Below are 21,993 nucleotides of genomic sequence, written 5' to 3' on the forward strand. Positions count from 1 at the left end.
GGGACCGGCCGTAGCGTCGCGTGTACACACCCGGTTCGGAGGCACCGTGCTCGATCCAGCCGCTCCCCAGCTTGTCGTGAACAGTCGCACCCTCTACTTCAGCTGGCTGCCGGCAGATCCCGACGCGGTCGCCGCGCTGGTCCCACCGGGGCTCTGCCCCCGTCCCGACCGGCAGGTCTTCCTCAACCAGTACATCGTCGACGACGAGACCCAGACCTCCGGCTTCGGCGCGTACTCGCTGACCTACCTCGGCGTCTCGCTCCTGGGCGTCGACGCGCCCGGCGGCCTCAACGCCGGTGGCTGGTGGACCCACTACGTGGCCTCCAGCCGGCGGGTCCGTGAGTACGCCGTCGCTCGCGGCGCCCCGGTGCTCGCCGGGCGCACCCGGATCGACGTGAACGGCGAGGACCTGGTCTCGGAGACGGAGATCGACGGCACGCCGCTGGTCCGGGCTCGGTGTCGGGTGGGGGAGACCGGGCACGTGATCAGCAGTGGGCACCACCGCTACTTCACCCGGCGCGACGGCCAGTTGCTCAGCTCGGCGTACCCGTTCGTCGCCGAGCCGGTCGCTCCGTTCGAGATCGAGTCGGTGGAGTTCCTTCAGCCTGGCCACCCGATGTACGCGCTGCGCCCGGCCAACCCGCTGACCATCGGCTTCGGCTACTACTCACCGCGCTCGTCGTTCGCCTACCCCGGCGGGCTGAACGTGCACGCGGTCGCCGCGCCGGAGCCGGCCCGACCGCTTCACCAGGTGCCGGCCAGCCTCGCGCGCAGCGGCCTCCCGTCCGGGTCGTAGACCAGCCGGTACACCGGCAGCGCCCAGGCCCGGGTGTACCACGGCAACCGCTCGGGGCGGTGCGGGCGCAGCCGCCCGGGCGGCCGTTCTCCCACCTGGCCGTCGTCGTACCACTGCTGGAGCGCGTCGGCGGCGGCCGTGACGGCCGCGACGGCGTCCGCCGGGTCCAGCAGGTCGGCGTCGTCCGCGCCGTCCGGGTCGCGGTCCAGGTGCTCGCGCCACAGCCGCAGTCGCAGGTCCCGGGCGAAGCTGCGCGCGCCGTCGCCCCGCCCAGCCGGATCGGTGGGCTCCCGCTGGTCCGGGGTGTCGTCGAGGACCGCGCAGGACAACTCGCTGTCGTGCGTCCAGGACCGCCGGTTGAAGTTGTCGCTGCCCACGCTGGCCCACACGTCGTCGATCACGCAGATCTTCGCGTGCACGTAGACCGGGTCGCCGGCGTGGTTCTCCACGTCGAACACGTGCACCCGGTCCGGTGCGGCCCGCTCACACAGTGACAGCGCCTGCTCGCGCCCGACCATGTTCGGCGGCAACGCCAGCCTGCCGTCCACGTCCGGGTGGCGGGGAACGACGGCGATCAGGTGCAGGTCCGGGTTGTCCCGCAGCGCGTGCGCGAACAGGTCCGCCACCTCGGCCGACCAGAGATACTGGTCCTCCAGGTAGATCAGCCGGCGGGCTCGGCGCACCGCCTTGGTGTAACCCCGGGCCACGGTCCGCTCGCCGTCGGGTGCGAACGAGTAGCGGGGACGGACAGCGGGGTAGGTGCGCAGCACCTGGATCTGGTGCGGACCGCAGGGCGGCGGATCGGCCGGCTGCTCGGGCAGCGGGTCGGGGCGCAGGTCCGAGCCGCGCAGCCGATCCCGCAGGTAGGCCATCGGGTTCTCCGAGTCCAGTGGCATCGGGTCGGTCCAGCGTTCCCGGAACAGGGTGTCCAACGCGCCCACCACCGGACCGCGCACCGCGAGCTGCACGTCGTGCCAGGGCGGATTGGGTCCGTACCGGGGGGACATCTGCACCGGCTGGGGGTCGCCGTGGTGCGCGGCGTCATCGCGGCGGCTGTGGCACAGGTCGATCCCGCCGGCGAAGGCGACGTCCCGCTCGGACGCGCCCTGGTGCCGCAGCACCACGAGCTTCTGATGGTGCGAGCCGCCGCGCCGGACCCGCTGGTCCAGCAGCACCTCGCCACCGGCCGCCGAGATCGTCTCACTCAGGTCGCGGTTCTCCGCCTCGCTGTACGCCAGGACGTCGAGGTGCGAGCGCCAGATCAACCCCTTGACCACCACACCGCGCTGCGCGGCCTGCGCGAAGAGTTGGGCCACCGTCGGACCGTCCGGGCGCAGCCGCTGGTCCGGGTCACCCCGCCAGTCGGTGAAGAACAGGTGGTCGCCGGGGCCCAGGGCCTCGACCTCGTCGACCAGTCGGTCGAAGTACGCGGCACCGTGAATCAACGGCTCGGCGAGGTTTCCCGTGGTCCAGACGGGTATGCCGGAGACCGGGTTGGCGCGTTCCTCAGCGGTGAGAAACCAGTCCTGCAACGGCACCGTCCAGCCCCCCTGGAGGTCGGCAACGTCCTCACGGTAGGACCCCCGACGCGGGTCCGCACGCCAGGCCGACATACCGGTGACCTGGCCAACGCCATCGGAAGCGACGCGACAACAGCCGAGGAGGCCACACTATGCCCCGCGACACGACGAATCCCGTGACCGAGAACCGCGAGCCGGCGGTGGAGAGCGAACGGGGTGCGCTGGTAGCGGTGTTGGTGATGGTGATTCTGGGTGTCGCCGGGATTTTTGCGGTCTCCTGAGGCGGCGCCGACGCCCCCGGGGTGAACCAGAGGCGTCGGCGCCGAAGTCAGCGGCCGACAGTGGTCAGGGCCGGGTGCCCTGGCCGCCGGTGTGCGGGAGCCGCTCGGTGGGGATCACGCCGAGGCGACCGGCCTGGAAGTCCTCGAACGCCTTGAGCAGCTCGTCGCGGGTGTTCATCACGAACGGGCCGTACTGTGCCACCGGCTCCCGGATCGGCTGACCGCCCATGATGTAGAGGTCCAGTGCCGGCGTGTTGCCGTCCTGCGCGGTGTCCGCGCTGAACCGCAGCGCGTCACCCGGGCCGTGCACCGCGAGCTGGCCGGTACGCACCGGCCGCCGGTCGGTGCCGACCGTGCCGCGGCCGCCCAGCACGTACACCAGGGCGTTGAAATCGGGCCGCCAGGGCAGGTCGACCTGCGCGCCCGGCTGCACCGTGACGTGCGTGATGGTGATCGGGGTGAAGGTCGAACCAGGGCCGCTCTGCCCCGCGACATCGCCGGCGATCACCCGGATCAGCGCGCCGCCGTCGGGCGTGGTGAGCAGCGCCGACTCCCGACCCCGGATGTCCTGGTAGCGGGGCGGGTTCATCTTGGCCGAGCGGGGCAGGTTGACCCACAGCTGGGTGCCGTGGAAGAGCCCGCCGCTCACCACCAGGTGCTCCGGCGGCGCCTCGATGTGCAGCAGGCCGCTGCCCGCCGTCATCCACTGGGTGTCGCCGTCGGTGATGGTGCCGCCACCGCCGTTGGAGTCCTGGTGGTCGAAGACGCCGTCGATGATGTACGTGACGGTCTCGAAGCCGCGGTGCGGGTGCCACGGGGTGCCCTTGGGCTCGCCCGGCGCGTAGTCGACCTCGCCCATCTGGTCGAGGTGGATGAACGGGTCCAGGTCGGTGGTCGACACCCCGGCAAAGGCGCGACGGACCGGGAAGCCCTCACCCTCGAAGCCGCTGGGCGCCGTGGTCACCGTGCGTACCGGGCGGATCGTGGTGGCCTCGTCGAGTCGGGGCAGGCGGGGCAGGACGAGGACGTTGTCGACGGTGATCGCGGGCATGTCGAGGCTCCTAGCGTGAGGCGGGAGTGGTCGAGCTGACCGGCGATGCCCGCAGGCGCTCGCCGAGCCGGTCGAAGACCCGGGTGAGGCAGGCGACCTCGGCATCGTCGAGGTCGTCCATGAAATGGGTACGCACCGACGCCAGATGGTGGGGTGCGGCTTCCCGCAGGGCGAGCAGCCCGGCGGCGGTGAGCACCGCCTCGCTGCCGCGCCGGTCGTCCGGGCAGGGCTCCTTGCTGACCAGGCCACGACGTTGCATGGAGGAGACCTGGTAGGTGAGGCGGCTGGGCGAGAAGATCAACCGGCCGGCCAGCTCGCCCATCCGTAGCCGCTGCCCGGGTGCCTCGGAGAGCAGGACCAGCACGTGGTAGTCGGCGAAGCTGAGGTCGCTGTTGACCCGTAGATCCTCTTCCAGCTGGGTGTAGAGACGCTGGCTGGCCTCGATGTAGGCGCGCCAGGCGGCCTCTCGGGTGCTGTCCAGGCTCTCGGTCATGCCCATGACGATAGCACTCTTTCAAAATTTAAATAACGTCGTTGTGCGTCGCCTGGGTCACTTCTCCGCGCCCTGGCCGCCGGATCGTGCAGCTTTGAAGGAAGTCTGCGTCAAACCGGCGGCGCGCGAGCCTCGGGTTGTGCCAGACTCCGGCCTCGTGAAACACGTGGAACTCTCCGCCGCCGACCTGTTGCTGCGCCCCTGGCGAGACGAGGACGCCCCGGCGGTGCGCGACGCCCTCCGGGACCCGGCGATCGCCCAGTGGAACCCGCAGGGTCGCGACCCGATCGACGACGAGGTCGCGCTGCTCTGGGTGCGTCGCCGAGCCGACTGGTCCACCGGTGGTCATGCCTCGATGGCGGTCACCGCGGCGGCCGACGGCACACTGCTCGGTTCGGTGTCGCTGCACCGCATCCACGACGGCGACGCGTCCATCGGCTACTGGACGGTGCCCGCGGCACGGGGGCGGCAGGTCGCGGTCCGCGCCGTCGTCCGGCTCACCGACTGGGCGTTCGCGGATCTCGGGCTGCACCGGGTGGAGCTGTGTCACGCGGTGGCCAACCCGGCGTCCTGCCGGGTCGCCGATCGAGCCGGCTACCCGGCCGAGGGGACCCTGCGCGAGTCGTACCGGTACGGCGACGGCCGCCGCTACGACGAGCACCTGCACGCCCGCCTGGCCACCGACCGCTAGCCGGAGGCGGGCCGGGGTCCGAACATGCTTCGGCCCCGGCCGAGCAGATCGCCTCGAACCGTCACTCGGTGACCTTGCGGAGGAATGTCGCGAGGGCGGCCCTGACGCGGTCGATCCTCTCCGGCAGGGGCAGAGGCTCGGGCGCGGGAGGCCCGGCGTGCTTCTTCCCCCGCAGATACAGCGAGCAGGCCAGGTCGGAGCACAGGTACGTGCCCACGGAATCGCCCTGCCGTCCGCTCGGGCCGGCCTTGGTGGCGGTCATCAACGAGACGCCGCCGCCGAGGTGCGTGGTCAGGCAGAACGAGCACATGCTGTGCCGTACGCGCCCCGGCTGGTGCGTCGCGGCCCGCAGCACCACCCCGGCCAGCTTGCCGTCGGTCTCGGCCACCAGGTAGGCCCGCTGCGGCGCGGAGGGATCCCGCCAGCCGAGAAAGTCCAGGTCGTCCCAGGGGCGCATCCCAAGATCATTAGGCACGGTCAACCGCTTCGCCTCGCCCCGGCTGCAATTGACGAAGGACGCGCGGATGACGGATTCGGTCAGGACCAACATAGGTAGTAGCCTAGCTCTCCTAGGCAAACCATTATTACGGCTAGGTTTGGAGCGAGCTGCATGGCACGTGCCGGGGTGACCGTCGAGCGCCTGACACTGGCCGCTGCCGAGCTGGCCGACGAGGTGGGCGTGGAGAACGTCACAGTCGCCGCGCTCGCACGCCAGTTCGGGGTGAAGGACGCCAGCCTCTACTTCCACCTCAAGAACGCGCACGACCTGCGGGTCAGGATCGCCCTGCTGGCACTGGCGGAGCTGGCCGACCGGGTCGCCGCCGCGCTCGCCGGTCGGGCCGGCAAGGACGCGCTGGTGGCCTTCGCCAACGCGTACCGCGACTACGCGCGGGAACACCCGGGCCGCTACGCCGCCATGCAGATCGACCTCGACCCGGAGACCGCCGCCGCGAGCGCGGGCGTCCGGCACGCCGAGATGACCCGGGCGATCCTGCGCGGCTATCGGCTCTCCGAGCCCGACCAGACCGACGCGGTGCGGATGATGCACAGCACGTTCCACGGGTTCGTGAGCCTGGAGAAGACCGGCGGCTTCCGGCACACCCCGCGCCCCACCGACGACTCCTGGTCGCGCACCCTGGACGCCCTCGACGCCGTCCTCACCAACTGGCCGTCGCGCTGACGGCCGAGCGGACGGGCGTGTGCCTGACCCGGGCGGTCACCGCCCCACCTCGGTGGTGACCGGACGGCGCTGCGCGGCCCGCTGCCGGAGCAGGACGAATCCGAGGCCGGCCAGGAACCAGGCGGCGAGGATCACGAGGGGCGCCACGGTGTGTGCGCCGTCGAAGTAGCCGAAGTTGTTGACCGCCCGTACGGCCGCGCCCGGTGGGAGCTTCCCCGAGATCGCCTGTGCCCATTCCGGCAGCAGGTCGACCCCGATCGTCGCTCCGCTCGTCGCGTTGCCGATGGTGGTGAGAGTGAGGACGGCCAGGGCGATGCCCGCCGGGCCGAGCCAGGCCCCCAGTGCCTTGGTCGTGAAGGCGCTGGCGGCGGACAGCAGGATGAGCGAGAGCGCGAGCAGCGGGAACGGGGCCGTCAGTGATCCGTAGACCGGACCTGCGACGGTCGCCGCGATCACACCGATCAGGACGGCGAATCCGCCCATCGCGTAGAGGCGGTGGCGCAGCCGCACCTTCGCGGTGGCCGCGGTGAGCCCCTGTGCGAGGACGAACGACGAGAGGGTGACGCCGAACACCACGTAGAAGGCGGACAGCCCGCGACTGTCGTAGGTGGCCAGCGGCACGATGTCGTTCTCCTGGACGGTCGCCCCAGCCTTCTTGGCGAGACCGGCCGCGAGCTGACGCGCGGCGCCGCTCTCGCTGAACCCGCTCGCGCCGGCGTAGTCGAGTGTCAGCGTGGTGGTGGAGGTCGCGCCGAGCACGGCGACCGCGTCGCCGTGTCGTACCAGGGCCTCACCGTCCGCAACGCTCGCGACCTCGGTGACGGCCACGGCGTCGCCGAACCCGGCGTCTGCGGTGTTCGCCAGTTGCTGGCTGACCACGGCGATCGGCAGGTGGCTCGGCTGGGGGCTGCGTTGCAGTCCGACATAGAGCGCGATGAACGCCGTGCCGATGATCAGCCCGGTGATCACGAGCGTTGTCCAGGCTCGGCGCTGGGTGACGACGGGTGATGCCCCGTCGGTACGTGGTTCGGATGGCGATGTCATGGGCGCTTCCTCGGGTAGTGTGGTTTGAATGTCCAACCAAACGAACCGTAGCACCGACGGTTTGAAAACCAAACCAGAGCGGGACTCTCTCGCTGTGGCGCTGGACGCAGTGAACGACAGGTGGTCGCTGCACATCGTGCGTGCGCTCGCATTCGGCGCCTCGCGGTACACCGAGATCCTTCGCGCCGTCGGCGCGCCCAGGGACGTCCTCGCCGCTCGACTACGCAAACTGGCCGAATCCGGCATCCTTCAGGCTCGTGCCGCCGAGAACGGCAAGGTCGCGGGGTACGAACTCACCCAGAAGGGCAAGGACCTCGGGCAGGTCATCCTCGTGCTCAAGCGCTGGGGTGACACCTACAGCGAGGGCGACGTGCCCAGGGCCGATTTCATCCACACGGTCTGCGGCCAGGTCTTCGTCGCCGACGTGCGCTGCCGGGCGTGTGGCAAGCCCATCCGGTCCGGAGAGCTGTCATTCGAACAGGAGTCCCCAGCATGCTGACCGACCTGGAGCTGGCCGACTGGCGCGAGCGGGTGGCCCGGCTGTACCTGTCCGACGTCGACCTGGCCGGCTTCCGTGCCGGCCGCGACGAACTCTTCGCCACCCACCCGCAGAGCCCGATCCCGGTGGCGGAGCGACAGGGCTTCGCCGGGGTGCGCTACTTCCCGCCCAATCCCGAGGCCGTGGTCGAGGCGCCCCTGCGACCGGCCAGCGGTGAGCTGCGCATCGACACCGGCGGCCCGGACGGGGTGATCGCGTACCGGCGGGTGGCGGTTGCCGAGACGTCCTGGGGGCCGCTGACCCTGTGGTGGATCGAGGCGTACGGGGGCGGGCTGTTCGTTCCGCTGCGCGACGGCACCTGCGGGCGGGACAGCTACGGGGGAGGGCGGTACCTCACCGACACGGTGAAGGGCACCTTCGGCCGGGGTGTGCAACTGCTGCCCGGCGACCGGGTCCGGCTGGACGCCAACTACCTCTACAACCCGAGCTGCGCCTACGACGACCGTTGGGCCTGCCCGCTGGCACCACCGGAGAACCGGGTCGAGGTGCCGCTGCGGGCCGGCGAGTTGGCGTATGTCCGGTAACGACAGGGACCGGATGGCCCACGCACCCCAGGCCGCTTCACCCCCAGCTGCCAATCTTGGACAGTTTCCGTTGAGTGAAGACGGAAAGTGTCCAAGATCTACCCCGCCGCAAGCGCTTTCGCTCACCGACCTGATTCCCGGCGCACCACGACGACCGCCCCGGCTTGTTGCCGGGGCGGTCGGTCGATCGTCGGTCAGCGGGCGTTCGCTGCCGAATTCGGCATCTGCATCCGACCGAGCAGCTGTCGCGCCTGGTCGGAGAGCTGTGCGTCGACCGTCACCGCGTACTGGCCGGCGCGCAGTGAGCTGGCCGAGGTGAAGTCGCGTTGCCCGCCCGTCATGGCGTGCGCGACCGCGCCGAAGACGGCACCCCAGATGGCACCGACGACCAGCCCGACCAGGATCACCGCCAGCCAGTTGCCGACTGTGAAGATGCCGAACAACAGGCCGATGAAGAGCCCGAACCAGGCGCCGGTGCCGGCGCCGAGCAGGCCGGCTCGACCGGTGGTCATTCGCCCGAGCACCGTCTCCACCAGGGTGAGGTTGGTGCCGACGATGGCGCTGTGTTCCACCGGGAAGCGGTTGTCGGCCAGGTAGTCGACCACCCGCTGCGCGGTCGGATAGTCCGGGTACGAGCCGATCGTCACGGTCGGCGGGCCGGCCTCCGGCCCGTGGCCGTCCCCGGTCGGTGTCGACAGGCGGCCGGCCGGCCCGGATGGAAGCAGGTCGCCACCCTGTGTGCCGGACCGCCAGGCGGCGGTCGGCCCCGAAGCTGACGTCATGAGCATCCTCCCTCGTCAGCTCCGCGCGTTCCCCTCCAGGCCGACCGGTAACGCGGTCTCCGCAACCCGGCAGGAGGGGAATGGGCGCTGACTGCCCGGGTAGGCAGCCAGGTGGAGAGCGGACAGATCAGCGACTACGGGTTCCTCGCCGACGGCCGCAGCGCGGCGCTGGTGGACGCCTCAGGCTCGGTGAACTGGTGGTGCCCGGGCCGGTTCGACGCCCCGTCGGTGTTCGGGCGGCTGCTCGACGACAACGCCGGGCACTGGTCGATCCAGCCCGAGGGCGACTACCGGGTCGAACGCTCCTACCTCGACGACACCCTGGTGCTGCGGACGGTCTTCCGCACCGCCCAAGGGGAGGTCGCGCTGACCGACGCGCTCGCCTTCGAGCCCGGCTCACGCGGTCACGACATCGGCCTGCACTCGCCGCAGGTGCTGGCCCGTTCGGTGGAGGGGCTGTCCGGTTCGGTGCCGATGCGGGTGCACTACCGGCCGCGCTTCGAGTACGGCCGTACCATCGCGTACCTGATCGAGCGGGAGGACATGCTGGAGGCCATCGCCGGGGCCGCCCGGCTCACCCTGCGCGGCAGCGAGCGGTTGACCGCCGGCGACGGCGAGGCCACCGGGACGTTCACCGCCCGCGAGGGCACGAAACACAACTTCACCCTCGGGTACGCCCCGACCTACGACGCCCCGCTGCCCGAGGTGCCGGACGCCGACCAGACCATCGCCGACACCGCCGCCGGCTGGCGCTCCTGGGCGGCCGATCACCCCTACGACGGGCTCTACCCCGAGCAGGTGCGGCGCAGCCGGCTGGTGGTGCAGGGCATGACATACCGGCCCAGTGGAGCGGTGGTGGCCTCGGTGACCACCTCGCTGCCGGAGAAGCTCGGCGGGGACCGCAACTACGACTACCGCTACGTCTGGGTGCGCGACTTCAGCCTGACCCTGCGGGCGCTGTGGCGGACGGCGTGCCTGGACGAGGTGCAACGGCAGTTCGCCTGGTTGGGCCGGGCGATGGGCCGTATCGACGACAAGCCGGTACCCATCATGTACGGGGTGCTGGGGGAGCGGGACCTCACCGAGCACCGCCTGGAACAGCTCGGCGGCTACCGCGACAGCCCACCGGTGGTGATCGGCAACGACGCGTGGCAGCAGCGGCAGACCGACATCTTCGGCGAGGCGTTGGATGCCGCCTGGTTGATGCGCGACAAGCTGGAGCCGCTGGACCCGGAGGTGCAACATGTTCTCCGGTTGCTCGCCGACCAGGCCGCGCGGGACTGGGCGTTGCCCGACGCGGGGATGTGGGAGGAGCGCGGTGTCCAGCACCACCACGTGTCCTCGAAGGTGCAGTGCTGGGTCGCCCTGGATCGGGCGGTCCGCTTCGGTGACAAGCTCGGCGAGCCGCAGGACGTGGCCCGCTGGGCGGCCGCCCGTGACGCGGTGCGCGCGGAGGTGCTCGAGCGGGGCTGGAACGAGCGGCTCCAGTCGTACACCGGGAGTTTCGAATCCGACGACCTGGACGCCTCGGTGTTGGTGATGCCGCTGGTCGGCTTCGTGCGGGCCGACGACCCGCGGATGCGCTCGACGACCCGTGCGGTGGAGCAGCGGCTCTCCCACGACGGCCTGCTGCGGCGCTGGGACGGCGACCCGGCCGGATTTCTCATCTGCTCGTTCTGGTTGGTGTGTTGCCTGGCGCTGGCCGGTGAGCGGGACCGGGCGCACGAGTTGTTCCGGGGGCTGGCGGAGCGGGTCAATGACCTCGGCCTGTTCGCCGAGCAGATCGACCCACTGACCGGGGAACAGTTGGGCAACTTTCCTCAGGCGTTCTCCCACATCGGCCTGATCAACGCCGCCGGTGTGCTGACCGACGTCGAGCGGGACCCGACGCTGCGTCAGTGCGGAATGCCGCCGGCGTACTTCTCGCCGGTGCGCCAGTGAGCCGGACTTTCGCGGAGATCGTGACAACTTTCTAACGGGTGACGCGAAGTTCTATCGCTTTCCAGTGAAAGACGTTAATGTCCGGGACACTCTGCGGTGCTCCTCCAGTCGGCGGGAGCGGCACCGAGATCCCCCGGACAGCTGGAGGTCTCGTGTCCCGCACACTGCGCCGACGTCTCGTCAGCGCCACCACCCTGCTCACCGTCCTGGTCACCCTCTGCCTCGTCCCGCAGGCAAGCGTTCTGCCGGCCGCCGCGTCCCCGGCCCAGGCCGCCGCCCTCGCCCCGCCCGCCACCGTCGGTTTCGAGAAGGTCGCCCTCGACGGCGGCCTCTCCATGGGTGAACCGATCGAACTGGCCGTCGCCCCCGACGGCAAGGTCTTCTACATCAACCGGGGCACCAGTGCCGCCGGTGGGCAGGTCCGCCTCTACAACCCGGCGACCAGGTCCACCACTGTGGCCCTGACCCTGGCGCTGGACGCCCGCTTCGAGGACGGCCTGATCGGCATCACCCTGCACCCGAGCTTCGCGAGCAACCGCTGGGTCTACCTCTTCTACTCGCCGAAGGTCACCCCACTGGTCAACCGGATCAGTCGGTTCACCTTCAACCCGTCCACCCTGCTGCTCGACCCGGGCAGCGAGGACGTGCTCATCGAGTGGCCCACCGAACGCGACCTCTGCTGCCACTCGGCCGGCTCGATGAGCTGGGACACCGCCGGCAACCTGTACTTCGCCGTCGGCGACAACACCAACTCCGGCGGCGACTCCGCCGGGATGGCCCCGATCGACGAGCGGACGAGCCGCAACGCGCAGTACGACGCCCAGCGCACCTCGGGCAGCACCAACGACCTACGCGGCAAGATCAACCGGATCCACCCGGAGAACGACGGCAGCTACACAGTCCCCGCCGGCAACCTCTTCGCCGCCGGCACCGCGCGAACGCGCCCGGAGATCTACGTGATGGGCGTGCGCAACCCGTACCGGATCTGGGTGGACCGCAAGGCCAACAACACCCTCTACTGGGGTGAGGTCGGCCCGGATGCCGGCACCGACCTCGCCAACCGTGGCCCGGCGGCCTACGACGAGTTCAACCGGGCCAACGGGCCCGGCAACTACGGCTGGCCGTACTGCGGCGGCCCCAACGTCGCCTACAACGACTGGGACTTCGCCACCGCCACCCCGCGCGGCTGGTTCCCCTGCGGCGGCTCGACCGGCCCGGTCAACAACTCACCCCGCAACACCGGCGTCCAGCAACTTCCACCGACGAAACCGGCGCTGGTCTGGGAGCAGCATGGCGGCAGTGAGGACTGGCCTGCGCTGGACAACCCGGGTGGGTGCGGGTCGCCCAACCACGTCGAGGTCTACCACTACGACCCGAACCTCGTCTCGGACGTGAAGTGGCCGGCCTACTACGACAACAAGTGGCTGATCTCCGACTACTGCCGCAACTGGATCAAGGAGGTCCAGTTCGACAACGGCAACCCGTCCACCGGTGCGCCCACCGTCATCGAGCCGGTGCTCGCCGGCATGAAACTCGTCCACCCGATTGACTGGCAGTTCGGCCCGGACGGCTCGCTCTACCTGTTGGAGTACGGCAGCGGCTACTTCTCCGGCGCGGTCGACGCCGGCCTCTACAAAATCAACTATGTCCAGGGTGGCCGGTCGCCGGTGGCCAAGGCCACCGTCAACCGGGACAGCGGCCTGGCCCCCCTGTCGGTGACCTTCTCCAGCGCCGGCAGCTCGGACCCGGACGGCGACCCACTGACGTACGCCTGGGACTTCACCAACAACGGCAGCACCGACTCGACCGCCGCGAACCCGTCCTTCACGTACTCCGCCAACGGCAGCTACAGCGCCCGGCTCACCGTCAACGACGGCACCGGCCGCAGCGCCACCACTGTGGTGTCGGTGGTGGTCGGCAACAACCGGCCGACCGTCACGCTGACCGGCCTGCCCGCCGGTGGGCTCTTCGACTGGGGGCAGAACCTGGCGGTGGGCGCCTCGGCCAGTGACCCGCAGGACGGCACGCCGGCCTGCTCGGCGGTGGTCGTCCGGGCCGCGCTCGGCCACCAGGAGCACGCCCACGAGGAGGGGGAGGGGACCGGCTGCGGCGCCACCTTCAACACCGGCCCGGTGCACGCCGGCCCCGACTCGGTGCTGTTCTTCGTCCTGCGCGGCAGCTACACCGATCGCGGCGCGACCGGATCGGCCGCCCTCACCGGTGAGCAGGAGATCAGCCTCTACCCGAAACAGTGGCAGGCCGAGCACTTCGTCCAGCTCAACGGCCCCAAGGTGATCGACCAGGCGGCGGCCGAGGGCGGCAAGCGGCTGGGTGACGTCCAGAACGGCGAGAACGTCCGGCACCACGCGGTGAGCCTCAAGGGGATCACCGGCGTCCGGGCCCGCGTCTCCTCCGGCGGCCCCGGCGGCACCCTCTCCTTCCGGTACGACTCACCGACCGGCGCCGAGGTCGCCCGGATCGCGGTGCCGAACACCGGCGGCTGGGACAACTACACCGAGCTGAGCGCCACGGTGACCAAGCCCGACGACGGCACCCACGACCTGTACCTGGTCGTCACCGGCGGCAGCGGGGCCTTGCTGGACGTGGACAGCTACACCTTCACCGGCCCTGGCGTCGGCACCGGCGGGGCGCGCACCGGTGAGGTCAAGGCCCTCGGCAAGTGCGCGGACATCGCCTCCAGCCAGACCGCGAACGGCACCAAGGTGCAGACCTGGACCTGCAACGGCACCGCCGCGCAGCGCTGGACCCTACCCGGCGACGGCACGGTGCGGGGGCTCGCCAAGTGCCTGGACGTGCAGGCGAGCGGCACCACCGACGGCACCCTCGTGCAGCTCTACGAATGCAACGGCAGCGGGGCCCAGCAGTGGGCCGCCCAGTCGGACGGCAGCCTGCGCAACCCCCAGTCCGGGCGTTGCCTGGACATTCCCAACTCGGATCTCACCGACGGTCGGCAACTGCGGATCTGGACCTGCAACGGCACCGGTGCGCAACGCTGGACCCTGCCGTGACCGCCCCCTGACCGGCTCGGCACCCGTACCCGAGCGTCGATGACGCACGGGGCCGGGCGGCGGAGGCGGAGCCCGGCCGTCCACCCACGTCCCCCGGGTGGGCGGCCGGGACTCGGGGCACAATGCCGGTATGCGGCTGGTGCTCACGGCGGACACCCACGTACCGAAACGGGCCCGGGTCCTACCCGGGCCCCTCTGGGCGGCGATCGAGGCGGCCGACGTGGTGGTGCACGCCGGCGACTGGGTGGACGAGGCCCTGCTCGACGCCATGACCGCCCGATCACGCCGACTGATCGGTGTGTACGGCAACAACGACGGCCCGGCGCTGCGCGCCCGGCTGCCGGAGGTGGCCCGGGTCGATCTCGACGGACTGCGGGTCGCGGTGGTGCACGAGACGGGGCCCCGGACCGGTCGGGAGATGCGGTGCGCTGCCCGCTTTCCCGACGTCGACCTGCTGGTCTTCGGGCATTCGCACATCCCCTGGGACACCGAGGCGCCCGGCGGGCTGCGCCTGCTCAACCCCGGCTCACCCACCGACCGCCGCTCCCAACCCCACGCCACCTACCTCACCGCCGAGGTGCACGCCGCGACCCTGACCGAGGTCCACCTTCACAACCTGCCCCGCCCCTGAGGCCAGCCCCGCCCCTCAAGCGCGCCCGCCCCGCCCCGGCGATCTTGCGCTTTCTGTTGACGATTTGCGCCTGATAAACCCGTTTTGTCGCTACAGAAAGTGCAAGATCGCGGGAGCGGTCCGAGATCGCGGCGTGGATTCGGGCTTGGGGCGGGGGTGTGGGGTTACTGGCCTCGGCCGGTTTTGGCTTGGAGTTCATCGATCTGCTTGGACGCCTCGGCCTTGGTGAGGTCGTCGGGGATGTCCGTGTCGGCCTCGCGGGCGAGCGTGTGCAGGTAGGACTCCTGCGCCGCCGTCGGCGGCTCGTCACCGGTGACCCACTCGTCCGGGTCCTTGATCGCGCCACGCGGGTCGGCGTGGTGGTCGCCTGGGTTCGTCATCGTCGTCATCCTCTCTTCGAACAGGTGTGCCAGTACCCCGATCTCCCCTGTTCATTCCTGCCAGAACGTCGGTCCGGCCGCGTGGTGGTCACAACGCGGCATAACTGGTCTCCCGTTGAGCAGCACGCCGCAGTGCCCGCGACACCTCCTCAACGTCCAGGTCAGCGAGGTAGTCGATCATCAGCGACCGCACGTCCTCGACTGTTCCTGGCACCTTCGCGGGATCAAGCATCGACGGCGGGATGACGGCCCGGAAGCGGGGATCGTTGATTGCGCTGCCAATCAACCGCTCGGCGACCCACAGCGGCACGCGTTCCTTCAGGACGAACGTCAAGTGCACGCTGGCGTCGACGGACTTTCGCGAGTGCGGATTGTGCACCCAACCCCGAGGCAGCATGAGGATGTCCCCGGGCGTCAGCTCGACGGTCTGGTCCGGGCCGTCCTTCTGCCACTGGCCGACCCAGTCGTCCTGCCAGAGATTCGTCGACATCAGGTGGTCGCGGTACGGCGCGTCGACCTTGGGCTCGAACAGCTCCCAGGTCTTCGTCCCTTGGAGTTGCACCACGATCCCGAGGTATTGATCCCAGTGGTAGTCAAGCCCTTGACTGCTGGGCGGTGTGATGAAGGCCGTGACGTACCCCGGGCAGCCGGTTTCCGCCTGGATGCTCGCACAGATCGCGCTCAGGGGCGGGAACCAACGATTCAGCTCGCGGAGCTGGATGGTGCAACCGTGGTCGAGCAGGAGCTGCACCGAGGCCGGCGCTACCCGGTCATCGGCGGTAAAGCGGGCCGGGTGTAACCCCTCGCCTCGGTGGAACACGTTCACGTAGTTGCTCGGTGCGCAGCCGGCGTCGAGGAACCCTCGGATCGCCTGCGCGTTGACCACCCGTCCGATCGGGCTGTCGTTCGGAAGCTTCAGTGTGTACGGGCGCTCGGGCCACTCGCTGAGGACCGCGGCGGCAGCCTCGTGGCCGAGGATCATGTCGAGGGACATGCGTTCTCCCAGTGTCGAAGGTCAGTTCGGTGGGAGGGGACATGGCGCAGTGGTGTGGAAGCGATGCGGGCAGCAGATCACCGCGAAAACGACGACCCGGTTGGCGCTCAGGCTCGCGGTGTAGTGCCAGATGGTGTCCCTACCGCCTTCGAGACCCGCCCGTGAATGCTCGAGGCGTGCTGCCTGGTCCACGTAGCTGAGCGCCGGATCGGGCGGATGCTGGGCGTACCTGTCAGTCAGCCACTCCAGCGCATCCTGCACGTCGGTCCATGTTCGCTCCCGTGCTGTCTGGTCGCGCCGCAGCAGGTAGTGGCCGTTCTCAAGCGGCGGCGACGACGCGCGGATGAGAGCAGCCGTTGCGACGTCACCTGAACTCGGACCTGGCCGCCGTTCCGGATCGTGCTCCCGCCCGAAGAACTGGTGCGGACCAATCCACGGATCGTAAGCGTGCCAGTGGTGCTTCACCAGCGCCATTGTTCCCCCTGGGTGCGGGCTGGCCGCGCATCGCGCGCGGCCAGCCCTGGTCGATCAGAAGATCTCGTTGGCCTGGTACGCGGCGACGAAGTTGTCCAGCTCCACGCGGCTGAATCGCAGCCTCGGCGAGTCGGCACCCAGTTTCGAGTCACCGATGATGACGGCGTCGGGGTTGCCGGGCAGGATGGCGGCGGCGACGCAACTCTCCATCGTGTTGGTGATGCCGCCGCCGCAGAGCTTCCGCAGGTTTACGCCGGAGGCGTCGACCGAGTACAGGTCAAGCGGGCTGTCGATCGTCATGAGACGATCTCCTTTCAGGTGGACTGCCGTGCGGGGATTCGGTCCCCGTGCCGTGGCGTGCCTTCACCCCGGTCTGGCCGTCTGCTTTCGACGGGAGGCGGCCGGGCCGGGCGTCTCGGGATCGATCGAACCTATGCGCGGCCGGCAACCTCGGAGGGCTCGACGGCGGGCTTGCGGGACGGCCCCCACGCGACGAAGCGCTCGTACAGCTCTCGCGGGGTCGGCCCGTCGTGCGGGTTCAGGTGGTAAAGATCCTTAGTCGCCTCGTAGAACATGCCCGTCAGGTAGATCGAGAGTCCGGGCATGTTTTCCTCGAACTCGTGCCTGAGGCGGAGTCTGGCCTCGGGGCAAGGCCATGGCTGGCCGTCCGCCCGGCAGAACCACATCGGGCGTAGCGGTGTGTGCGGCTTTTGCTCGCCGTGAGGTCTAGGGCGGTTCGGCCTTGGACCGGTGAGGGGCGGTATTGCCTGGCTGCTCAGGCTCATAGCGTCATCTCCTGACTGCAGGTCACCAGCTCGGCGGCTAGCGTCCAGTTGATTTGCGTCGGAGCGTTCCAAGGGGGGTTCAAGGGCGGCCCGAAGCCGCCGCCCAGTAGCGGGTCATACCGGGCGACAATCTGGGCGGGGGCGGTTGTTGACCGGTCTCGCCCGCGAAAGGTGCGACAGGAGGGGCACGCGCACTTCCGACCACCGGGAAAGCGCCTCGACCGATGCGGCCTGTGCCGTGGAAGAACCAAGTCGGCGTCGTCATCGTTGAGCATCCCGCCCCTCCTGCCTGCACGGAATCCGGGCCGCGAACTCCATCCCCCCTCCACGACCCGGACCCCGAATCCTCGGGGTGGGGCCGCCCTGCCATGGGGGGAGCAGAGCGACCCCGGCAGAACCCGGCGCGGCCCTTCGGCCGTCACACAAGACCTGCACTATGGACACTCTGTGTCGTCGCGCGCGCTGGTGCAATGATTTACGCTGACACATGTCACTGTGGTTGTCCCATTCCCGCGAACCAGCGAGGATCGGTCCCGCGCTCGACGGATGGATTGCTTCAATCTGAGACAGGGGGCCGCATGACCCACGCGGGATCTTCCATACCGCGCAGGCAGCTCGGGCGATATCTGAAGCGGGGCCGCGAAGAAGCCGGCTTGTCCCTGGAGGCTGCCGGCGAGGCGCTGGAATGGTCGCGGTCCACGATGTATCGGATTGAGGGCGGCGGATCGGCGGTCAAGGCGCGCGACGTGGCGGCTATGTGCTCGCTGTACGGCATGTCCGCCGAGATGACATCGGCCCTGATCGCGCTGGCCGCCGAAACCAAGGCAAATGGCTGGTGGCACGCCTACGGCGATACCCTGCCGGCCTGGTTCGAGCTGTACGTCGGGATGGAATCAGCAGCCTCTCGACTGCGGCACTGGGAGCCGGACTCGCTTCCCGGGTTGCTCCAGACGCGTCAGTACGCCGAGCACCTGCTCCGGTCGCATCCAGAGTTGGCAGAGCGAGAGGTTGGACGCCTCGTCGAGCTTCGCATGGAGCGCCAGAGGATCCTCAAGCGAAAAAGGCCGGAGCCGGCGCGCTTGGAGGTCATTGTGGACGAGGGCGTGCTGCGTCGGCCGTTCCCAGGCGTGGCGGACCAGCTCGGCCACCTTCAAAACCAGGTGGCAGCCGAGGTTGCGACCATCCGCATCGTGCCCCGAGACACGCCGCCCAACTACGCCTTGACTGGCGGCGGTTTTGTCATGCTGGAATTTCCCACGATCGGCATTCGCACCCCCGAGCCCACGACCGTCTACAGCGAGTCACTGACGGGTGCCTTATATCTCGACAAGCCGGCAGAGGTTGCGGCGTACTCTGTGAGGTGGAGAGCGCTCGAAGGTCTGTCGCTCGACGCAAACCGATCGGCAGACCTATTAGCCACGATCGCCAAGGAGACGTAGCAATGAGTAACCTTACCGGAGCCGTGTGGCGCAAGAGCAGCCGCAGTGGTGGCAACGGCGGGCAGTGCGTGGAGGTAGCCGACAACCTCTCCGGCATCGTCGGCGTTCGGGACAGCAAGGACCCGTCCGGCCCGGCGCTCACGTTCGATCCGCAGACCTGGAAGGCGTTCCTCGGCTTCGCCAAGCGCGCCTGACGAAACGCAGAGAAGACCCCTCAACATCGGGCTGAGGGGTCTTCGTCGTTACGGGGATGACCCTCCGGCGGCGATGAAGTCCAGCGCAGGTTCGCCACCTACGATCATCTGATGACGGAGGACCGGTCGAGCGTGGTGGTGGTCGGGGCGGGCATCGCCGGAATGGCCTGTGCGGTCGAGCTGACCCGGGCCGGGGTGCCGGTGCAGGTCCGGGAGCGGGGGCACGTCTGCGGTGGCCGGATGGCCAGCAAACGCTTCCAGGGCCGGCCCGCGGACATCGGCGCCGCCTACTTCACCGCCACCGACCCGGACTTCGCCGCTCTGGTCGAGCAGTGGCGCGCCGCCGGGCTGGTCCGCGAGTGGACCGACACCTTCCAGGCGTACGACCGGAGCGGGAACCGCGAGGTGCCCGGACCGATGCGCTTCGCCGCCCCCCGTGGGCTGCGCTCGTTGGTCGAACACCTGGCCGGCGCGGTGCCGGTGACAGTCGACCGGCTGGTGCTCACCGTGGAACCCGGTCCGATCGTGGACGGGCAGTCATGTTCGGCGGTCGCCCTGGCCATGCCGGGCCCGCAGGCCGCCCTGCTGCTCGACCCGGCCCTGAGCGACGCCACCCGGGTCGTGCAGGAGCAGCGCTGGTCACCGTCGCTGGCCGCGGTGCTGCGCTTCCCGACCCGGCACTGGCCGGACTTCCGGGGCGCGTTCGTCAACGAACATCCGGTCCTCAACCTCGTCTGCGACGACGGTGACCGGCGCGGAGACGGCGCGCCGGTGCTGGTCGCGCACACAGTGCCGGAGTTCGCGGCCAGGCACCTGGCCCAACCCACCGGGGCCGGCCCGGCGATCGAACAGGCAGTCCGGGATCTGCTCGGGCTGCCCGAGCAGGCCGTCGACGTGCACGTGCACCGCTGGACGTACGCGAAGCCGACCAGCGATGCAGGCGGCGCCACCCACCACCTCGATGCCGACGGGATCGGCCTGGCCGGCGACGCGTTCGGCAAGCCCCAGGTGCAGAGCGCCTGGCGCTCCGGCCGGGACCTGGGCCGTGCGCTGGCCGCCCGCCTGGGCTGAGTCACCCGCTCAGGCGTGCCCGCCTGGGCTGAGTCACCCGCTCAGGCGTGCCCGGCTGCCGCGACGGGCCGCGCGTCGTCGCTCCGCTCGGCCGGGTCGGAGGTCCGCTCTCCCTCCCGGTCCAGCAGCTGCATGACCGGGGTCGCCGTGATGCCGTGCACCACGACGGAGACGAGCACCACCAGCCCGACCATCGCCCAGAGCAGCTCGGCCTGCGGGAAGTCGGCCTTGGTGGTGGCGTACGCGAGGTAGTAGAACGAGCCGACGCCACGAATGCCGAACAACGAGATGACCCAGTGCTCGGCCGGGCGTCCCGGAGCGCCGCGCAACGACAGCCAGCCGATCAGCGGCCGTACCAGGAACACCAGCGCCAGCCCGACGGCGGCCGCCGGCCAGGTCAGCGGGCCCAGCAGGCCACCCACTATCGCGCCGCCGAGCAGCAGCAACAGCACCAGGGTGAGCAGCCGTTCGACCTGCTCGGCGAAGTCGTGCAGCACCGAGTGGAACTCGTGGGTCCGCTCGGCGGCCCGAATGGCCCGGGCGGCCACGAACACCGCCAGGAAGCCGTACCCGCCGACAACCTCCACCAGCCCGTACGCGAGGAACGTGGCGGCCAGCGCCAGGAAGCCCTCGGCGTGCCGGGCCAGCCGCAGCTTGCTGGGCGCGCGGAAGAACAACTTGCCGAGCAGCCAACCGATGAGCAGGCCACCGCCGACGCCGACGCCGATCTTCCAGAGCACGTCCACTGCGAACCACTCGGCCAACCAGTCGCCCGGGGCGAGGCTGGTCGAGGCGATGGCGATGGCGGCGTAGACGAACGGGAACGCCAACCCGTCGTTGAGGCCGGCCTCGGAGGTCAACGCGAAGCGAACCTCGTCCTCGGAATCCTCCACGTCGGTCGGCTCGCCGACCTGCACGTCTGCGGCGAGCACCGGATCGGTGGGCGCCAGCGCGGCGCCCAACAACAGCGCGGCGGCGGGCACCAGCCCCGCCCACCACCAGCCGAGCAGCGCCACCGCCGCGATGCACAGGGGCATCGCGATCGCCAGCAGCCGCCAGGTGGACGACCACCGCCGCCAACTCAACGGCCGGTCGATCTTCAGCCCGGCACCCATCAGCGCGACGATCACCCCGATCTCGGTGAGGTGGGTGGTCAGCTCCGGGTGGGCCAGGGGGTCCGGTGACGGCAGGCCGACTGGCAGCAGGAACACCAGCATGCCGAGGGCGAGGAAGGCGATCGGCATGGACAGCGGGCGCCGCTCCAGCACCCGCGGCAGGATGCCCGCGAGCAGAGCGCCCAGGCCCACCAGCGCGAACGCCACATCTACCGGCTCCACGGCACCACCCTTCTGCCCGCACCCGCGAGGTGCGGGCAGGTGGTGACGTCCTTGCCCCGCAAGGGCTCCGGCTATGCGCGGCCGTGCCGGTGGGCCCGTGTGATCCTCACCGGGGCCGGGTGAGCGGCGAGTCCGCCAACTCGTGCAACAGCGCGGCCGGGTCGTCGTACACCGCCACGGCACCCGCGCCCGCGAGCTCGCCGCGGCTGGTGCCACCGCAGGTCAGGCCCACACACGGGATGTTCAACTTCCCCGCCGCGACGACATCCCACACCGAGTCGCCGACGAACACCACCCGCTCGGCGGTCAAGCCGGACTGCTCCAACGCGGCGACCAGGATGTCCGGTGCCGGCTTGCTCTGCTGGGCGTCCGCGGAGGAGGTGATCGTGTCGACCACGTCGTCGGCGGCCAGCGCCCGACGCAGCGCGCCCACCTCGGGTTCCGAGGCGGAGGTGGCCAGCACGACCCGCAACCCCCGCTCGGCGCAGGCGTGCAACAGGTCGGCCGCCCGGGGGAACGGCGTGAGTCGTTCCCAGTACTCGGCGTAGAGGGTGTCGTGCGCGTCGCGCAGCTTCGAGTCGGCGTCGCGGTCCCGCTCCGGGCCGAGGAGATGGTCCAGGAGTTTGTCCGACCCCATCCCGATCGAGCGGTGCACCACCGCCATCGGCACCGGCTGATCGGTCTGGCGTAACGCCTCCCACCAGCTCACCGTGTGCAGGTAGGTGGTGTCGACCAGGGTGCCGTCGACATCGAAGAGGACCCCGGCGGGCCGGTCGGTAGCCATGGGTGTCCTCCTA

25 protein-coding genes are annotated in these 21,993 nt (G+C 70.1%); 12 read left to right on the forward strand and 13 right to left on the reverse strand.

Going from position 1 to position 21,993, the window contains the following annotated elements; all coding sequences use genetic code 11:
- Positions 1 to 46 precede the first annotated feature (46 nt).
- The gene (locus ABZS40_RS13065; RefSeq protein WP_354943498.1) at positions 47 to 796 is read left to right on the forward strand and encodes a hypothetical protein; all 750 of its coding nucleotides are present in this window, start codon (positions 47 to 49) and stop codon (positions 794 to 796) included.
- On the opposite strand, the gene ABZS40_RS13070 is transcribed toward ABZS40_RS13065, so the two are convergent.
- Positions 745 to 2,334, reverse strand: coding sequence for a phospholipase D-like domain-containing protein (locus ABZS40_RS13070; RefSeq protein WP_354943633.1), 1,590 nt, complete (start codon positions 2,332 to 2,334; stop codon positions 745 to 747). The two genes, ABZS40_RS13065 and ABZS40_RS13070, sit on opposite strands and share 52 nt — an antisense overlap.
- 134 nt (positions 2,335 to 2,468) lie before the next feature.
- Between ABZS40_RS13070 and ABZS40_RS13075 the strand changes: the two genes are divergently transcribed.
- Entirely contained in the window at positions 2,469 to 2,597 is a 129-nt protein-coding gene (locus tag ABZS40_RS13075; protein WP_256441970.1) for a hypothetical protein, read from the forward strand.
- A 64-nt stretch (positions 2,598 to 2,661) separates the two neighbouring features.
- On the opposite strand, the gene ABZS40_RS13080 is transcribed toward ABZS40_RS13075, so the two are convergent.
- Together ABZS40_RS13080 and ABZS40_RS13085 are read right to left on the reverse strand one after the other, a co-directional pair.
- Positions 2,662 to 3,648 carry a pirin family protein gene (locus tag ABZS40_RS13080; RefSeq protein WP_354943499.1) on the reverse strand — a complete coding sequence of 329 codons (987 nt, stop codon included), beginning with the start codon at positions 3,646 to 3,648 and terminating at the stop codon, positions 2,662 to 2,664.
- A gap of 10 nt (positions 3,649 to 3,658) precedes the next feature.
- Positions 3,659 to 4,141 (reverse strand): MarR family transcriptional regulator, encoded by a 483-nt coding sequence (locus ABZS40_RS13085; RefSeq protein WP_354943500.1) that lies wholly within the window; start codon positions 4,139 to 4,141, stop codon positions 3,659 to 3,661.
- Between the two features lie 157 nt (positions 4,142 to 4,298).
- Between ABZS40_RS13085 and ABZS40_RS13090 the strand changes: the two genes are divergently transcribed.
- Positions 4,299 to 4,832 carry a GNAT family protein gene (locus ABZS40_RS13090; protein ID WP_354943501.1) on the forward strand — a complete coding sequence of 178 codons (534 nt, stop codon included), beginning with the start codon at positions 4,299 to 4,301 and terminating at the stop codon, positions 4,830 to 4,832.
- A gap of 61 nt (positions 4,833 to 4,893) precedes the next feature.
- Here the strand turns inward: ABZS40_RS13090 and ABZS40_RS13095 are convergent, their stop codons facing one another.
- On the reverse strand, positions 4,894 to 5,382 hold the full coding sequence (locus ABZS40_RS13095) for an FBP domain-containing protein (RefSeq protein WP_354943502.1): 489 nt from the start codon (positions 5,380 to 5,382) through the stop codon (positions 4,894 to 4,896).
- Between the two features lie 60 nt (positions 5,383 to 5,442).
- Here ABZS40_RS13095 and ABZS40_RS13100 point away from each other — a divergent pair, with 60 nt between their 5' ends.
- Positions 5,443 to 6,012 carry a WHG domain-containing protein gene (locus tag ABZS40_RS13100; protein ID WP_354943503.1) on the forward strand — a complete coding sequence of 190 codons (570 nt, stop codon included), beginning with the start codon at positions 5,443 to 5,445 and terminating at the stop codon, positions 6,010 to 6,012.
- A gap of 36 nt (positions 6,013 to 6,048) precedes the next feature.
- On the opposite strand, the gene ABZS40_RS13105 is transcribed toward ABZS40_RS13100, so the two are convergent.
- Entirely contained in the window at positions 6,049 to 7,056 is a 1,008-nt protein-coding gene (locus tag ABZS40_RS13105; protein WP_354943504.1) for a hypothetical protein, read from the reverse strand.
- Positions 7,057 to 7,150: 94 nt separating this feature from the next.
- Here ABZS40_RS13105 and ABZS40_RS13110 point away from each other — a divergent pair, with 94 nt between their 5' ends.
- Together ABZS40_RS13110 and ABZS40_RS13115 are read left to right on the forward strand one after the other, a co-directional pair.
- Complete coding sequence (locus ABZS40_RS13110) at positions 7,151 to 7,555, forward strand: helix-turn-helix domain-containing protein (protein WP_354943505.1); 405 nt, start codon at positions 7,151 to 7,153, stop codon at positions 7,553 to 7,555.
- Positions 7,552 to 8,139, forward strand: coding sequence for a DUF1684 domain-containing protein (locus ABZS40_RS13115; protein ID WP_354943634.1), 588 nt, complete (start codon positions 7,552 to 7,554; stop codon positions 8,137 to 8,139). Before ABZS40_RS13110 ends, ABZS40_RS13115 begins: the two co-directional genes overlap by 4 nt.
- Positions 8,140 to 8,333: 194 nt before the next feature.
- On the opposite strand, the gene ABZS40_RS13120 is transcribed toward ABZS40_RS13115, so the two are convergent.
- Positions 8,334 to 8,921, reverse strand: a complete 588-nt coding sequence (locus tag ABZS40_RS13120) for a general stress protein (RefSeq protein WP_354943506.1) — start codon at positions 8,919 to 8,921, stop codon at positions 8,334 to 8,336.
- A gap of 111 nt (positions 8,922 to 9,032) precedes the next feature.
- Between ABZS40_RS13120 and ABZS40_RS13125 the strand changes: the two genes are divergently transcribed.
- The 3 genes from ABZS40_RS13125 to ABZS40_RS13135 all read left to right on the forward strand — a co-directional run bounded on the left by ABZS40_RS13125 (position 9,033) and on the right by ABZS40_RS13135 (position 14,522).
- A complete protein-coding gene (locus tag ABZS40_RS13125) occupies positions 9,033 to 10,862 on the forward strand; it encodes a glycoside hydrolase family 15 protein (RefSeq protein ID WP_354943507.1) in 1,830 nt (609 codons plus the stop codon).
- Between the two features lie 152 nt (positions 10,863 to 11,014).
- Positions 11,015 to 13,891 (forward strand): ricin-type beta-trefoil lectin domain protein, encoded by a 2,877-nt coding sequence (locus tag ABZS40_RS13130; protein ID WP_354943508.1) that lies wholly within the window; start codon positions 11,015 to 11,017, stop codon positions 13,889 to 13,891.
- A gap of 130 nt (positions 13,892 to 14,021) precedes the next feature.
- Positions 14,022 to 14,522 (forward strand): YfcE family phosphodiesterase, encoded by a 501-nt coding sequence (locus tag ABZS40_RS13135; protein WP_354943509.1) that lies wholly within the window; start codon positions 14,022 to 14,024, stop codon positions 14,520 to 14,522.
- Between the two features lie 164 nt (positions 14,523 to 14,686).
- On the opposite strand, the gene ABZS40_RS13140 is transcribed toward ABZS40_RS13135, so the two are convergent.
- From ABZS40_RS13140 to ABZS40_RS13160, 5 genes are all read right to left on the reverse strand, one after another.
- The gene (locus tag ABZS40_RS13140; RefSeq protein ID WP_354943510.1) at positions 14,687 to 14,902 is read right to left on the reverse strand and encodes a DUF3072 domain-containing protein; all 216 of its coding nucleotides are present in this window, start codon (positions 14,900 to 14,902) and stop codon (positions 14,687 to 14,689) included.
- Positions 14,903 to 14,990: 88 nt separating this feature from the next.
- Positions 14,991 to 15,896, reverse strand: a complete 906-nt coding sequence (locus ABZS40_RS13145; protein WP_354943511.1) for a cupin domain-containing protein — start codon at positions 15,894 to 15,896, stop codon at positions 14,991 to 14,993.
- Positions 15,897 to 15,917: 21 nt separating this feature from the next.
- Positions 15,918 to 16,370 (reverse strand): hypothetical protein, encoded by a 453-nt coding sequence (locus ABZS40_RS13150; protein ID WP_354943512.1) that lies wholly within the window; start codon positions 16,368 to 16,370, stop codon positions 15,918 to 15,920.
- Between the two features lie 54 nt (positions 16,371 to 16,424).
- The gene (locus ABZS40_RS13155; protein ID WP_354943513.1) at positions 16,425 to 16,670 is read right to left on the reverse strand and encodes a DUF397 domain-containing protein; all 246 of its coding nucleotides are present in this window, start codon (positions 16,668 to 16,670) and stop codon (positions 16,425 to 16,427) included.
- 131 nt (positions 16,671 to 16,801) lie between these two features.
- Complete coding sequence (locus tag ABZS40_RS13160) at positions 16,802 to 17,155, reverse strand: hypothetical protein (RefSeq protein WP_354943514.1); 354 nt, start codon at positions 17,153 to 17,155, stop codon at positions 16,802 to 16,804.
- 578 nt (positions 17,156 to 17,733) lie between these two features.
- On the opposite strand from ABZS40_RS13160, the gene ABZS40_RS13165 reads away from it, so the two are divergent.
- From ABZS40_RS13165 to ABZS40_RS13175, 3 genes are all read left to right on the forward strand, one after another.
- Positions 17,734 to 18,594, forward strand: a complete 861-nt coding sequence (locus tag ABZS40_RS13165) for a helix-turn-helix transcriptional regulator (RefSeq protein ID WP_354943515.1) — start codon at positions 17,734 to 17,736, stop codon at positions 18,592 to 18,594.
- A gap of 2 nt (positions 18,595 to 18,596) precedes the next feature.
- The gene (locus tag ABZS40_RS13170) at positions 18,597 to 18,788 is read left to right on the forward strand and encodes a DUF397 domain-containing protein (protein ID WP_354943516.1); all 192 of its coding nucleotides are present in this window, start codon (positions 18,597 to 18,599) and stop codon (positions 18,786 to 18,788) included.
- A 132-nt stretch (positions 18,789 to 18,920) separates the two neighbouring features.
- Positions 18,921 to 19,859, forward strand: coding sequence for an FAD-dependent oxidoreductase (locus tag ABZS40_RS13175; RefSeq protein WP_354943635.1), 939 nt, complete (start codon positions 18,921 to 18,923; stop codon positions 19,857 to 19,859).
- Between the two features lie 41 nt (positions 19,860 to 19,900).
- Here the strand turns inward: ABZS40_RS13175 and ABZS40_RS13180 are convergent, their stop codons facing one another.
- A complete protein-coding gene (locus tag ABZS40_RS13180) occupies positions 19,901 to 21,196 on the reverse strand; it encodes a cation:proton antiporter (RefSeq protein WP_354943517.1) in 1,296 nt (431 codons plus the stop codon).
- A gap of 106 nt (positions 21,197 to 21,302) precedes the next feature.
- The gene (locus ABZS40_RS13185) at positions 21,303 to 21,980 is read right to left on the reverse strand and encodes an HAD family hydrolase (protein WP_354943518.1); all 678 of its coding nucleotides are present in this window, start codon (positions 21,978 to 21,980) and stop codon (positions 21,303 to 21,305) included.
- Positions 21,981 to 21,993 lie beyond the last annotated feature (13 nt).

The sequence above is a fragment of the Micromonospora sp. NPDC005324 genome (genome assembly GCF_040607155.1).
GTDB classification, from domain to species: Bacteria; Actinomycetota; Actinomycetes; order Mycobacteriales; family Micromonosporaceae; genus Micromonospora; species Micromonospora trifolii.